Here is a 13,226-nt window from a genome sequence, read left to right as displayed (position 1 = left end):
AGAGACTTGAGATTGTACGCATCTGAAGGATGCCGGTGCTCTGCCAATTCCAAAGCTTACGTCCGGCACGGGAGGATATGAATGTCTGATTATATCATCGTTGGCGGTGGCTCCGCTGGCTGTGTTCTGGCCGCGCGATTGTCAGAGGATCCGAGCGTATCCGTCACGCTGCTCGAGGCCGGTCCGCGCGATACGAATTTCTACATCCATCTGCCGGTCGGGTTTTTCAAGATGACCGCGGGACCATTGATCTGGGGCTACGAAACCGCCGCAGGAAGCGAGATTGACGGCCGCACCATGGTCTATCCGCAAGCCCGCGTCTTGGGCGGCGGCAGTTCCATCAATGCCCAGGTCTTCACGCGCGGATGCCCGGAAGATTATGACACCTGGGCTTTGGAAGAGGGGTGTGCCGGCTGGTCATTCAAGGACGTCCTTCCATACTTCAAGAAGTCTGAAGGCAATGACACCTTCGTCGGCGATTACCACGGCAATGAGGGGCCGCTCGGCGTCAGCTTTTGCAATCCACACCCGCTGACGCGAATATTTGTGCAGGCTGCACAACAGGCGGGGATGCCCTTCACCGCCGATTTCAACGCCGCCCATCAGGAGGGAACCGGGTTCTATCAAACCACAACGAAAAGGGGCAAGCGCAGCAGCACTGCCGTAGGCTACCTCAAACCGGTGCTCGACCGCAAAAACCTCATCGTTCGAACAGGCATTTTCGTCAATCGCATTGTCATTGACAACGGACGCGCAACGGGCGTCGAAATCACCGAGAACGGCAATTCGTCAATCCTGCGCGCTGAACGGGAAGTGATTGTGGCGGCGGGCGCAATTGGCTCGCCAAAACTGCTGATGCTTTCGGGAATTGGAGATGCGACGCATCTCAAAGCCACCGGCGTGAAAGTCATTATTGATCTACCGGGCGTCGGGCAAAATCTTCAGGACCACATGGATGTCGATGTGCTGGCGGAACTGTCGGGTCCCTATGGCATTGACCGCTACAAGAAGCGTCGTTGGCAATTCATGGCCGGTCTCGAATACACGCTGTTCGGCAAAGGACCGATCGCATCCAACATCGTCGAAGGCGGCGCGTTCTGGTGGGGTGACAAAAGCGAGAAGACGCCGGATATACAGTTCCATTTTCTCCCCGGGGCCGGGGTCGAGGAAGGCATCGGTTCGGTGCCTGGTGGTAATGGCTGTACGTTGAACTCCTATCACGTCCGGCCGCGTTCGCGTGGTTCCGTGACGCTGCGCTCCTCAAATCCACGCGATGCCCCGATCATCGACCCGAATGCCTTTTCGGACCCCTATGATCTGGAACGCGCCATCGATGGCATCATGCTGAGCCGCGAGATTCTCGCGCAGCCTGCATTCCGGCCATTCATTCGCCGCGAGCATCTCCCTGGTGATGCAGTAACGTCGCGAGAAAGTGCAGCCCTCTTCGCCCGGCAATATGCGCGCTCGGCTTACCACCCTGTCGGTACATGCCGCATGGGAACCGGGGAGGGCGCAGTGGTCGATCCGCAACTTCGCGTTCGCGGCATCGAAGGGCTGCGTGTCTGCGACAGTTCGATCATGCCGCGGTTGATCTCCTCGAACACCAATGCCGCCACCGTCATGATAGGAGAAAAAGCTGCGGACATAATCCGCGACGGCAGATAAAGACGTTAACGTCGTCTTACAGGGTTGTCGTACAACTAAATGTTGGATAAAGATGGAAGACTGCGTTTTTTGATGCGCCGCAGGTTCTGATAGGGACATGGCGCCGACAGGGAGATCAAACATGCGAATGAGAGACTTTGGACGCACTGGCCGCAAGGTTAGTGAAATCGGTTTTGGTGCGTGGGCTATCGGCGCTGCCTGGGGTGAGGTGAATGATGAGGAGGCGCTGGCAGCGCTTCATTCGGCGCTCGACAGCGGTGTCAATTTCATCGATACCGCCGACGTCTATGGTGATGGTCACTCCGAGCAGCTGATCGCTAAAGTCGTCAAGGAGCGCGGCGGCGAGAGACCATTCATCGCCACCAAGGCAGGCCGGCGCCTGCCAGAACAGACAGTTGCCGGTTACAGCGCCGAAAACCTTTCGAGCTATATTGAGCGCAGCTTGAAGAACCTTCAAACCGACACGCTCGATCTGGTGCAGCTTCATTGCCCGCCAACAGACCTTTACTATCATCCGGAGGTTTTCGAGAGACTCGACAAGCTGGTCGAGCAGGGCAAGATCATGAACTACGGCGTCAGTGTCGAGCGCGTCGAAGAAGCCCTCAAGGCCCTCGAATATCCCGGCATCATCAGCGTGCAGATCATCTTCAATGCATTCCGCCAGCGACCGGCCGAGCGGTTCTTCGAGCTTGCCGAGGAGAAGAAGACGGCGATCATCGCCCGCGTGCCGCTAGCCAGCGGGCTGCTTTCCGGCAAGTTCAAGCGCGATACGAAATTTGCCGAGAACGACCATCGCCAGTTTAACCGCAATGGCGAAGCTTTCGATGTGGGCGAGACCTTTTCGGGTGTTCCTTATGAAAAAGGTCTCGACGCGGTCGAAAAGGTCCGCCCGCTCGTTTCCGGTGACACGACCATGGCCAAATTTGCATTGCGCTGGATACTGATGTTCGACGCTGTCACCGTCGCAATTCCTGGTGCCCGCAATCCTGAACAGGCACGCTCGAATGCCGAAGCAGTCGAACTTGCTCCATTAACCGCTGATACGATGGATAAGATCCGGGAAATCTATCAGCAGGACATCAAGCCCTACGTCCATCAGCGCTGGTGATTTAGCATGGCATCTCCGATTATCGATTCACATCACCACTTCTGGGATCCGGCAAGTGGTGGTGACTATGGGTGGTTGAGTGGCCCCTTCGAACCGCTCAACCGCAAGTTTGAGCCAGGCGATCTGCGCCCGGCTTTGAATGCCAACGACGTGCGCGGGACTGTTCTTGTGCAGACTTGGAATGATCTCGGTGAGACCTGGGATTTCATCGAGACGGCGGCAAACACCGATTTTGTTGCCGGCGTGGTCGGCTGGGTCGATCTGGCGAATCCGCATGTGGCGGATACGCTTGCGGAACTCCAGCAAAGTCCGAACGGAAAGTGGCTGGTTGGCATACGGCATTTGATCCAGACAGAATCCGATCCGAACTGGCTTTTGCGCGATGATGTACGCAGGGGTCTTCAGGCCGTTCAGGATGCCGGTCTGGTCTACGACCTCGTTCCCAATCTTCCCCAACTCCCGTCGGCGATCGAGACGACACAAACTTTTCCCGAGCTACGCTTTGTTCTCGATCACATTTCCAAGCCAAACATCAAAAACCGCGAGTACGATGAGTGGGCCGAACTCATGCAAGGCTTCCGCAGCGAGCGGCGGCATGTCTGGTGCAAACTTTCAGGCATGATCACCGAAGCCGATTGGCAGAATTGGACGCCTGGCGATCTGAGGCCCTATGTCGACCATGTCCTTGAAATCTTTAGTCCCGACCGTTGCATGTTCGGCACGGATTGGCCCGTTTGTCTGGTTGCAGGCGGCTATGATGATGTTATCGGTGCGTTGCGTGAATGTCTGCCGGATTTGACAGCGCAACAACGCGAACACATTTTCGGCGGCTCGGCCATCGAGGCATATAAGCTACCGGGCTTTCAATTATGAGCCTTGAACCAGTCGGAAAGAGCCGCATTGGATTCGCGTCACGGCTCGGTTTTGGCGCGAGCGGTATCGGCACGCTCTACCGCGACGTGCCGGAAGCGCAAGCGCAGGAGGTGCTGCACAGCGCCTACGATGCTGGATTTCGGTATTTTGATACCGCTCCGCTTTATGGCCACGGCCTCAGTGAATTGCGGCTTGGCCAGTTTCTCCGCACGGTGCCGCGCCAAAGTTTCACGGTTTCGACCAAGGTCGGGCGTTATCTCGTGCCGCCTCGTGGCGAGGATGTCGATTATGGAATTTGGGCGTCGCCGCTTCGCCTGAAGCCAGTATTTGACTACAGCTACCAAGGGACAATGCGGTCACTCGAACAATCGGCCAATCGCCTCGGTTTTTCCGAGTTCGATCTCGTCTATATCCACGATGTCGATCGCTACACACATGGAGAGACCTTCGAACGACGCTTCGATGAAGCAATCGACGGATGTTACCGCGCACTCGATGATTTGCGTAAGGCGGGTCACATAAGAGCGGTGGGTGTTGGCGTCAATGAAAGCGATATTGCAACGCGTTTCCTGCAAAATGCCACCCTTGACGCTGTTATGATCGCTGGACGTTATACCTTACTCGATCAAAGCGCAGCGGATGACCTTCTTCCACTCGCGGCGAGCAAAGGTGTCGAGATCGTGGTCGCCGGGGTTTTCAACTCCGGAATACTGGCCTCGGGCCCCACCTCCGCCAACGTCACCTATGACTATAAGGCGCCACCCACCGCCGTTATGGAGAAAACCCAGCGCCTCGAGGCCTTGTGCGAAAAGCACAATATACCCCTACAGGCTGCCGCGCTTCAATTTCCGTTTCGCCACTCGTCCGTTTCAGTTGCCGTCATTGGTATGAGCCACAAGGAACGCGTCGATCAGAATGTCCGTTGGCTCGAATGGGAAATTTCGAGGTCTTTCTGGGATGATGCCGCGCAGTCGAATCTGATCGCAGGATAGCCTGGCGCCCGATGTCAAACCTGATGGCACTCGCTCGGTGAATGCTATCGCTTTGCCGCCGACCTTCCCGATATATGCTTCGAAGTGGTCTTGTCACATAAACGTAGCGTCAGCACTTCTGAGCTAGAAGGCGTGGCATGAACCAGCCTGCCGTCAGCTACAAGCGTCACCGTTTCCCGGCTCAGATCATCGCCCGTGCCGTATGGCTCTACTACAGATTTCCATTGAGCTTGCGGCTCGTTGAGGAAATGCTGCTGGAACGCGGGATCACTGTCTCTTATGAAACGGTCCGGCGCTGGGGGATCAAGTTCGGCCCGAGCTATGCCCGGCGCCTTCGTCGCAAACAGCCAAGCCGGCCTGACGTCTGGCACCTCGACGAGATGGTGATCACCATCGCAGGCAGGAAGTGCTGGTTGTGGCGGGCTGTTGATCAGGAAGGCTATGTACTCGACGAGATTGTCCAAAACCGTCGTAATACCAAGGCTGCCAGACGTTTGCTGATGCGCCTGCTGAAGAAGCAGGGTATGTTGCCGAAGCGGATGATCACGGACAAGTTGCGCTCCTATGGAGCAGCACGGCGTCAGATCATGCCGGCCGTTGAACATCAGAGCCACAAGGGGCTGAATAACCGGGCGGAGAATTCGCACCTGCCGCTACGAAAACGTGAGCGGATAAAGCAGGGCTTCCGATCTCAAGGAGGCCTGCAATGCTTCGTCGCGATCTTCTCAGCTCTTAGAAATGTGTTTGTCCCACCTCGCTCTGACCGTTCAGCATATGCCATCCGCCACCATCGTCTCGATGCGATGGCGCAGTGGAACATCGCAACGATTGCGACTGCCTGAAACAGACCGTAGAGAGGCAAACCCCACTTCAACTCAGTTTATGTGACAAGACCATCCAGCACATTCGGCATGATGACCGCACGGTCGCCCGCATCTTTCGGCAGGCCGCGCCGACGTGGCCTCGCCCGGAGCGCATTCTGACGCATCAGCCGCTCAATGCGATGAAGACCGCACGACAAGCCTTCAGCCAGCACATTATGCCAGACACGCCGGGCAAAGTAGGCTGCGGTCTTTTTTAGAATATCGCGCTCCGCCTTCAGCTTCGCGACCTCGCGCCGCAGCCGTTCGATCTCAAGCTGTTCCGGCTTCATCTGTCCATGCCCAAGGACTGGACCGGATCGGAGCCATGCTCCCTGATCCATTTGCGCAGCACATTCTCGTGGACATCGAGGTCGCGGGCAGCCTGTGCAACAGCGACACCACGCTCCTTCACCAGCTTCACCGCTTCAAGCTTGTATTCGCGGCTGAACTTTCGTCTTTGCATTCATACTCTCCGGTTTCATGCAGAACACCTTAACTCAGTGTCTATGAAACCGGCAGCAGGCCAATGTAGTGTATACCTGAGCGACCGGGATAAGCATTAATTCATACCAAAGATCGGCGATTCAGCCATGAATTCGCAGAGAACCTTTGCGGCTTTATGCTGCTAATACTCCCTCTAGTGAACTATTTGAAGCTATAGTAGAGTTAATGGCAAGGCAGAACGGCATTTATCGATTGACAGGGTTACGTATTCAGAAAATCAAATAAAATCCGGGGTTTAGGCGGAATGAAGCTGGCGGTTTTTGGAGAGGCAACTGTTAGTCTGGGCGGGCAACTCGTCCCGCGCGTACCTGCGAACTTTCTTCGTATAATAGTCTATCTGCTTCTCGAGAGTCCCAATCATTCTGTTTCCCGCGGCAAGCTTGCTCAGGTTTTCTGGTCCGATACGGATCAGGCCCATGCTTCCATGAATTTGCGCCAGAGCCTGGCGCGCATCCGCAAATTTCAGGAACAGTACGGCCTCAACCTTGTCCAGGGCGACGCCACATATGTCTATCTTAACCTGTCGCAGGTGAGAGCAGAACTGCTCAGCATCGATCTCCTTGAATATCTGGAATTTGCGCAGTTGGGCGACATAGAGTCTGTCCTCAGTCTCGCCGGCCTTTATACTGGCGACCTGCTCGCGCATAACGAGCCGCAGAACTCCGATTTCGACGAATGGCTGGACGTTCAGCGCGTCAAGCTGCGCGATGATCTGATCACGACACTCTTGAGGATGGTCAACCAGCCGGTTGGCGTCAGCATCGATGAAAAGCGTCAATGCGCCCGCAAGCTGATCGAGATCGATCCCTATCAGGAGGTCGGCTATCGCACTTTGATGCAGACCGCATCGCAACTGGGTCTGATCGCGAAGGTGGAACGCACGTTCCGCGAATGCGCCAAGAAGCTCCGTGACGATCTCGATGTCGATCCGGAAGAAGAGACGATCGAGCTCTATCAGCAGCTGCTGCCCAAGCTTTCACCAGCGACAACGCGAGCCCTGATCCTGCCGCAGCCGGCTCCTCCGCTCGTTGCCAATGGCGTGGAGATCCAGACCCCGCAATCGATCCTGGCGACGACCCAGCTTGAGCAGAACAAGAAGGCTGGTCTGCCGCGAGTCATGGTCCTTTATATGCCGCATAATGCAGCGGATCCGATGGAGCAGCTTGCAGCCTCGCTGGTAGACGATATCACCATCGGGCTTTGCCGCCTGCGTACACTGTCGGTTGTGGCGCCCTATACATCGAAGAGGGTTGTCACCGATTCCCCGATAGACAGTTTTGAGGGTTTGCGTGAACAATTCGGCGTCAACTATGCGGTCGACAGCAAGATCGTTCGCCTCGACGGTTTCTGTTTCCTGTCGGTGAAGCTTATTGATGTCGCCACCCAGGAAATCGTCTGGGCGGAAAAACAGAAGTTCGACTATGTTCTGCCCGAGCAGCAATATCGCCAGCTGTCGATCCGCATCATTCTCTCCGTCGTCTCGCTCATCAAGAAGTCCGAACTCGATCGCTACAATAAGCTCTACCAGGATCCGAACGCCTACTACTGGTATCTGATCGGCAAGAGGGATGTCGACAGATTCGACCTTCCGAAATTGCGTCAGGCGCGCCAGGCCTTCAAGAATTCTCTCACTGCGTCACCGGACTTCGTGCCGGCGCTCAGCGGCATCGCGCGCACGATGCAAAAGGAATGGCTCATGCTTGCGCGGAGTGAGAAAGATATCCTGCTTGAGGGTGAGCAGGTTGCCAAGCGCGCCGCACCAACCGATCCGGACGATGAACGGCCTTTGCGCGAACTTGGCACCATCAGCATGTATCTCGGCAAATTTGACAACAGTCTTGAATATTTCGACCAAGGCGAATCCATCAATCCGCAACATGCCGATCTGCTTGCCGATTATGCCGATGCGCTGACCCACTATGGCGATCTCCATATGGCCCTCGAAAAAATTGAACAAGCGATTCAACATAATCCCCTCGCTCCGGATTATTACTATTGGGTGGGGGCAGGAACTCTTCATAGCCTCGATCGTCACACCGAAGCCATCAGCTTTCTTGAGAAAATGAAAAACCCCCGCGCTGCAGCCCGCCTCATGGCTGCAAGCTGGGCGATGCTTGGCGAGAAGGAAAAGGCGACCGAATACCGAAACTATGCGCTGGTAGATAGTCCGACCTTTCGGATTGATGCGTGGACCAAGAGTGTTTGTCTGAGGGTTCCCGAACAGCGCGCAAAATATGAAGCATCCTTGCGTGAAGCAGGGTTCCAGTAGTCTTCAACTTCAAATCCAACACAGGAATTATCTGCATGGCGAAGTACAGAGCACGATGAGTTTTGGTTGGTCAATGTTGAGAGGGGGACGTCGTCGCCGGCTGACAGGGCTTTAACGGCCTGGGGTGCACTTGATGATGAGTTAGTTAAGATTGTTACGAGAACGCGAAAAAGCACGGAATAATCGCAATCAAGAGAGTAGATATTGCGGTCGCTGTAGGCAGTCGATCCAATGTGCCGACAGATAGCATTCGACGATCTGGATGTGATAAGAATAAGGTAAAGTACTGGACATTAAAAAGATGAAGTGAATTGTTTTCTTGATCAAAACCGGAATCGTCATATCTTTGCCGTGTGGGCTCTCCTTCATAGAAAGGTTATTCGCATGGCAAAGTATCAAATCGTGGATGACTCAGACACCAACAAGCTCTGGCTCGTGAACATGGAAACACACAGTGCCGAGTATCTCGATCGGGAGGTGATCGGTTCCTTGGGATTAGCAGGCCTGGAATTCTTGAATTCGATCAACAAATTGACAAACCGCGGAATAGCCGCGGGCGATAGTCGAAGCGATGCGTCTGAACGGGCGCTCTCCTTCGATGGCCGTAGCCAACCGTCCGAGCGGGCTCTTTCCTTCGACGGTCGCAGCGATCCGTCCGAGCGGGCGCTCTCCTTCGACGGTCGCTGCAACCCGTTTGAACGGGCGCGTTCCGCTGGTCCGGCTGCTTTAGAGTGACCACATTGCAAACACGTTCCGGCACCTGGATGGTTTGCAAGATTGCTGCTTCGCGGACTGATGGAGGGCAATGAAACCATTGGCAGGGATTCCGGTTTTGGTTGATTGACGGCGGACGAAGCGAACCTTCGTGTTGCCCCCATCTCGATGAACCGTCATCGACAACGCTAACTGATGCGGACGTCACCGTGAACCGGTTGCGGCCGCACTTTCCCCGTTTGGGCATCGTCCGGATGGCCGAGGTGACCGGCCCTCGACCGGATCGGCATTCCTGTGTGTATGGCCGTTCATCCCAACAGCCGCATGCTCCGCCAGCCAGGGCAAAGGCATCACTGCCGCCCATGGAGGAGCTTCCGCTTTACCTGCGCATATCGGCCCCTATGCAAGATTCGGAGACAGATTCATGGTTGGGCCTCACGCCGGCGTCGCATTGCACTTAACTGGGTTCATCCTCAATTTCTGTGATTCAGCAGCAGCATTCTTGCCCTCATCAGTTCTGGGCCGGCGCGACCGTACATTGCTCGCTTCAGCATCTTGAGGCGGTTGATCTGCCCTTCGGCTTGACCGTTGCTCCAAGGGAGTTCGATTGCATTTTTGACGGCATCAATATCCCGGCGCAAAACGCTGGCGAAACGCATGATCGCCGTGAGTTCGGTGTCAATGGCATCATCGATCCATTCATCCAGTGCCTCCGAATTCCTGCTGCGCAAGATGCCGTTGAAGCGCATGGCCAAGTCACGCATTATGGCGAACACTGTCGAGGGCGTTGTCACCTTGTTGGCAAAAGGATTTATAGAAGCAGTGATCTGGTTTTTCCACTCGGCCATGGCGCCGAGGCGATGCAAGTGAATTTGAAATGCGAACCGGCTTATGCGGGGTGGGACGAAGAGATTGCGGACTGCAGAGAAGATCGAAACGAAACGCTGCAGGCTGTCCGGCGAACGGAAGCCCTGCATCACTCTCTCCCGTTTTCGCAACGGTACGTGGGAGTTCTCCGCCCGGTTATTCAGCCCTTTGTGCGACCGATGTTCGCCGTGGGCCATGAGCTGACGCCGGGCAGCTCCGTAAGAACGCAGTTTGTCGGTGATCATGCGCTTGGGCGCCATGCCTTGTTTTCTCAGCAGTCGTTTGAGCAATCGCCTCGCTGCTTTGGTATTGCGGCGGCTCTGGACAATTTCATCGAGGACATATCCGTCCTGATCAACAGCACGCCCATAGCCAGTGCTTTCTGCCATTGATGCTAATGACCATTTCGTCGAGATGCCAGATATCAGCACGGCCCGGTTGCTTGCGATGAAGGCGATGCGCGTAGTGCGGACCGAACTTCTTTCCCCAACGCCAGATTGTCTCGTACGAAACCACAATACCGCGCTCCAGCAACATTTCCTCGACCAGACGCAGGCTCAAGGGAAACCGGAAATAGAGCCAAACTGAATGAGCGATGATCTGTGGTGGAAATCGATGATTCTTATAGTTGATGCGAGGTTGCTTCATACCTCTGCTTCTACCCTGCAAACCTTAAGCCATAAACAAGGTGACAACACCCACCGATGAACTCTTCAATGTCATGTCCTCGTAGGGTGAATGCTGGCAGTCCTGTCGATTTGCGGAACTTCGGAGCGTCGAACGGATCGGTCTCTTGTGCGGCGTGATAGAGCTCATGCTCGACCAATGCGCAGAACTCGGCATCGCTGCATGACAGGGCGTAGTCAGCATTGAAGGTGAGAATGAAATCCGGCACGTGGCCGAACCATCCGACGATCTGCTCTTCTGCACGAGCCTTGCCCCACTTCCCCATCGTGCCGGATGGCTGACCCTCTTCACACTGACCGACGATGCGACGGCCCTTGCGGCTATTGCTGACATTTGTCCAGAGCATGCCAATTGATGCCGATTGCAAATGCAAGTGGTCGGGATTGAAAAGCTTACCATCATCTTCGATGAACGTCGCTCTAACCCACTCGACCATTTCAGGAGCCGGAGCAAAGCTTATCCTCGCATCAGCGGCGATAATGTCTCCTGTTGGAATTGGGCGTGACGCCATCATCAATCGATCTTCGCTTGCATTCCGGCGTTGGTGAGCGTCCAATAATCTGCGCGCCGGTATGCGCGGAGGAAAAAGTAATGACCCACGATAAACAGGCTTCGGGTTGGAAGAACCGCACCTCTGGAAAGGCTGGAGAGACCTATACCATTGACCATCTTATGGAAGCGTTTGGTCTTAATAAAGATGACGCAGAACAGTTGATCAAAAAATACAATGGTGATTGCGAAAGGATCAACGATTTTATCCGCGCTCGAAAGACGCGCAAGTAAAGCTCTTGTGGCGTTTGCCGTCAACTTGGCTTGAACCACTTCGTTATCACACCAGGCTCAATGACCATATGAAAGAACGGAGCATGAGTGTCACCCTTCGCCTTGACGCCGATGTAGCTGCCGCGGTGCTCCTGCCATGTTGCCAGCATTAGGCCGTGTTCCTTGTGCGTGACAAGGATGGGATCCGTCATTGCCGGTTCAGGCTCGCCTTTGGTCCACCTCATGTGCAACTCCAGTCAAGGAAATAATGTAAGCTATTTGCATACAATCCATTGACAATTGTACGCTGATTGCTTACAAAATCACATGATCAAGACATTCAAGAACAAAGCGCTTGCCGACCTGTTCCAAACAGGAAAGACAGCCAAGATCGACGCTAAGATTCAAAAGCGCATTCTGGTCCGTTTGGATCGTCTTGATAACGCGGAGAAGCCAGAAGATATGAACCTTCCGGGTTTTGACTTCCATCCGCTAAAGGGCTTCAATCCAACACGCTTTACAGTTCATGTGAACGGCCCGTGGTGCATCACATTCGAATTTGACGGAAAGGACGCGACAAAGGTTGATTTCGAACAATACCACTGAACTACCGGGCATTGCGCCCACAACCATTTAGGATTTTATTATATGGCTCTCTATGAAGTCACTCGGCCAATAGGCCGCTGCCCATCCCATCCTGGCGCGTTGCTGGACGAACTCATTCCGGCCACTGGCAAGACGAAAGTCGAGATTGCCAATATGCTCGGCATTTCCCGTCAGCAGCTTTACGACATCCTGGGCGAGAAGAAGCCCGTATCTCCGTCCGTCGCTGCTCGTCTCGGCAAGATGTTTGGCGATGGTGCTGCGATCTGGCTTCGGACGCAGGCCGCATATGATGCGTGGCATGCCGAACGTGAAACCGATCTGAGCAAAGTTCCGACGCTAAAAGTAGCTTGAGACGGCGACCCGTAGGCCGCCGCAAGCGCACTATAATGTGCGGACGATTAGTTGGCTGGCGTGAAGTCCAGGCAAAGGACTTGCCGACTTCGAACTGGATACCAGCCTTCGGGTTGCTTGTTTTTACGCGCAGTCCGTATTCTCATCCTTCCCAGATCTTGGCGTTTTGTATCGGAGGGGGCCGTGCAAACAATTATCGTTGCGATCTTGGCGGTAACTCTCACTGCCTGCACAAATACTTCATCCAGTAGCACCGCACCGCTTCCAACGAGCGAGGTCAACTTGAACGTGCAAAAGCAATTTGCCGGGGGCGAGCATCCCAGACCCAGGCGATGGCCCGCCGTTATTGGATTTACGGCGCAATCGCATCAGACACACCTTTAAAGGCTGCATGGCTGAACAAGGGTGCGTCCAGTAGAGTTTGGTTGCGGCAGGTCGGATTCGAACCGACGATCTTCGAGTTATGAGCCCGACGAGATAACCATCTCTCCACTCCGCATGAATGGATTAAATCCTATAAAGCCTCTCTCGAAAATTTCGCACCAAGGCGTATAATAGTTATCGAAGGAGGATCATTCCATGAATGACCTCGTTGCTTTCATGTCGCTTACAACCATCGGCTTGATAGTCGTGACGAACCTCTTAGTCATGATCTACGAATGACGTTGGTCTTACGGTATAGGAATCCAACTGCCTCAAGCTATTGCTCGGGCTGGGTTTGACCGGCGAGTGTTCCCTGTCCCTAGGTCCGCACTGAACATCAAATCATCCTGCATATGCGTATAGACTGATTTTCATCCTACATGAAGGATTATTTTCTTTCCGCAGAGAAATATTGTGATTATTTCCATACGTCATCGAGAACGGCTTGCAAGCGACCGCAAGACTGCGCCGTCCGCGGGCATACGTATTTGTAGGCCTTGGTGTCGTAGCGCCTGCCCCTCCCGACGGTCGCATCGAAAAGC

Annotated in this window: 12 protein-coding genes, 1 tRNA gene and 3 pseudogenes; 10 read left to right on the top strand and 6 right to left on the bottom strand. The window is 54.6% G+C overall.

Features of this window, described 5'->3' with window-relative positions; genetic code table 11:
* The first annotated feature begins 81 nt into the window (after positions 1-81).
* From C7476_RS24060 to C7476_RS24040, 5 genes are all read left to right on the top strand, one after another.
* A complete protein-coding gene (locus tag C7476_RS24060) occupies positions 82-1,665 on the top strand; it encodes a GMC family oxidoreductase (protein ID WP_114432461.1) in 1,584 nt (527 codons plus the stop codon).
* A 121-nt stretch (positions 1,666-1,786) separates the two neighbouring features.
* Complete coding sequence (locus C7476_RS24055) at positions 1,787-2,773, top strand: aldo/keto reductase (RefSeq protein ID WP_114432460.1); 987 nt, start codon at positions 1,787-1,789, stop codon at positions 2,771-2,773.
* A 6-nt stretch (positions 2,774-2,779) separates the two neighbouring features.
* Entirely contained in the window at positions 2,780-3,646 is an 867-nt protein-coding gene (locus C7476_RS24050) for an amidohydrolase family protein (RefSeq protein WP_114432458.1), read from the top strand.
* A complete protein-coding gene (locus C7476_RS24045; protein ID WP_114432456.1) occupies positions 3,643-4,638 on the top strand; it encodes an aldo/keto reductase in 996 nt (331 codons plus the stop codon). The genes C7476_RS24050 and C7476_RS24045 overlap by 4 nt, the downstream gene beginning before the upstream one ends.
* 137 nt (positions 4,639-4,775) lie before the next feature.
* Complete coding sequence (locus C7476_RS24040) at positions 4,776-5,480, top strand: IS6 family transposase (protein WP_114432454.1); 705 nt, start codon at positions 4,776-4,778, stop codon at positions 5,478-5,480.
* A 53-nt stretch (positions 5,481-5,533) separates the two neighbouring features.
* Here the strand turns inward: C7476_RS24040 and C7476_RS24035 are convergent.
* Positions 5,534-5,964, bottom strand: a pseudogene (locus C7476_RS24035) (transposase); the annotation flags it as partial.
* A gap of 285 nt (positions 5,965-6,249) precedes the next feature.
* On the opposite strand from C7476_RS24035, the gene C7476_RS24030 reads away from it, so the two are divergent.
* Entirely contained in the window at positions 6,250-8,274 is a 2,025-nt protein-coding gene (locus tag C7476_RS24030) for an AfsR/SARP family transcriptional regulator (RefSeq protein ID WP_114432453.1), read from the top strand.
* A gap of 384 nt (positions 8,275-8,658) precedes the next feature.
* A complete protein-coding gene (locus C7476_RS24025) occupies positions 8,659-9,009 on the top strand; it encodes a hypothetical protein (protein WP_114432451.1) in 351 nt (116 codons plus the stop codon).
* Positions 9,010-9,461: 452 nt separating this feature from the next.
* Here C7476_RS24025 and C7476_RS24020 read toward each other — a convergent pair.
* The 3 genes and pseudogenes from C7476_RS24020 to C7476_RS24010 form a co-directional block, all read right to left on the bottom strand.
* Positions 9,462-9,770 (bottom strand): annotated as a pseudogene (locus tag C7476_RS24020) (transposase); the annotation flags it as partial.
* Positions 9,771-9,821: 51 nt separating this feature from the next.
* Positions 9,822-10,503: pseudogene (locus tag C7476_RS24015) on the bottom strand (IS6 family transposase); the annotation flags it as partial.
* Between the two features lie 10 nt (positions 10,504-10,513).
* Positions 10,514-11,056, bottom strand: coding sequence for a putative metallopeptidase (locus tag C7476_RS24010; RefSeq protein ID WP_114432449.1), 543 nt, complete (start codon positions 11,054-11,056; stop codon positions 10,514-10,516).
* Between C7476_RS24010 and C7476_RS24005 the strand changes: the two genes are divergently transcribed.
* Positions 11,044-11,325: a hypothetical protein gene (locus C7476_RS24005; protein WP_147274718.1), complete on the top strand. Its 282-nt coding sequence runs from the start codon at positions 11,044-11,046 to the stop codon at positions 11,323-11,325. The two genes, C7476_RS24010 and C7476_RS24005, sit on opposite strands and share 13 nt — an antisense overlap.
* 20 nt (positions 11,326-11,345) lie before the next feature.
* Here C7476_RS24005 and C7476_RS24000 read toward each other — a convergent pair whose 3' ends face one another.
* Positions 11,346-11,549: a hypothetical protein gene (locus C7476_RS24000; protein WP_114432445.1), complete on the bottom strand. Its 204-nt coding sequence runs from the start codon at positions 11,547-11,549 to the stop codon at positions 11,346-11,348.
* Positions 11,550-11,631: 82 nt separating this feature from the next.
* Here C7476_RS24000 and C7476_RS23995 point away from each other — a divergent pair, with 82 nt between their 5' ends.
* Positions 11,632-11,910: a type II toxin-antitoxin system RelE/ParE family toxin gene (locus C7476_RS23995; RefSeq protein ID WP_114432443.1), complete on the top strand. Its 279-nt coding sequence runs from the start codon at positions 11,632-11,634 to the stop codon at positions 11,908-11,910.
* 42 nt (positions 11,911-11,952) lie between these two features.
* On the top strand, positions 11,953-12,261 hold the full coding sequence (locus C7476_RS23990; protein WP_114432441.1) for a HigA family addiction module antitoxin: 309 nt from the start codon (positions 11,953-11,955) through the stop codon (positions 12,259-12,261).
* A 422-nt stretch (positions 12,262-12,683) separates the two neighbouring features.
* Here the strand turns inward: C7476_RS23990 and C7476_RS23980 are convergent.
* A tRNA-Met gene (locus tag C7476_RS23980) sits at positions 12,684-12,760 on the bottom strand.
* Positions 12,761-13,226: the final 466 nt, after the last annotated feature.

The organism is Phyllobacterium bourgognense, from assembly GCF_003337575.1.
GTDB classification, from domain to species: Bacteria; Pseudomonadota; Alphaproteobacteria; order Rhizobiales; family Rhizobiaceae; genus Phyllobacterium; species Phyllobacterium bourgognense.
This window is presented reverse-complemented; position numbering and strand designations above follow the sequence as displayed.

What these genes read in the sequence shown, in the direction of transcription:
- C7476_RS24060 (WP_114432461.1), top strand. Translation starts at nt 82, where the DNA reads ATGTCTGATTATATCATCGTTGGCGGTGGCTCCGCTGGCTGTGTTCTG.
- C7476_RS24055 (WP_114432460.1), top strand. Translation starts at nt 1,787, where the DNA reads ATGCGAATGAGAGACTTTGGACGCACTGGCCGCAAGGTTAGTGAAATC.
- C7476_RS24050 (WP_114432458.1), top strand. Translation starts at nt 2,780, where the DNA reads ATGGCATCTCCGATTATCGATTCACATCACCACTTCTGGGATCCGGCA.
- C7476_RS24045 (WP_114432456.1), top strand. Translation starts at nt 3,643, where the DNA reads ATGAGCCTTGAACCAGTCGGAAAGAGCCGCATTGGATTCGCGTCACGG.
- C7476_RS24040 (WP_114432454.1), top strand. Translation starts at nt 4,776, where the DNA reads ATGAACCAGCCTGCCGTCAGCTACAAGCGTCACCGTTTCCCGGCTCAG.
- C7476_RS24030 (WP_114432453.1), top strand. Translation starts at nt 6,250, where the DNA reads ATGAAGCTGGCGGTTTTTGGAGAGGCAACTGTTAGTCTGGGCGGGCAA.
- C7476_RS24025 (WP_114432451.1), top strand. Translation starts at nt 8,659, where the DNA reads ATGGCAAAGTATCAAATCGTGGATGACTCAGACACCAACAAGCTCTGG.
- C7476_RS24010 (WP_114432449.1), bottom strand. Translation starts at nt 11,056, where the DNA reads ATGATGGCGTCACGCCCAATTCCAACAGGAGACATTATCGCCGCTGAT.
- C7476_RS24000 (WP_114432445.1), bottom strand. Translation starts at nt 11,549, where the DNA reads ATGAGGTGGACCAAAGGCGAGCCTGAACCGGCAATGACGGATCCCATC.
- C7476_RS23995 (WP_114432443.1), top strand. Translation starts at nt 11,632, where the DNA reads ATGATCAAGACATTCAAGAACAAAGCGCTTGCCGACCTGTTCCAAACA.
- C7476_RS23990 (WP_114432441.1), top strand. Translation starts at nt 11,953, where the DNA reads ATGGCTCTCTATGAAGTCACTCGGCCAATAGGCCGCTGCCCATCCCAT.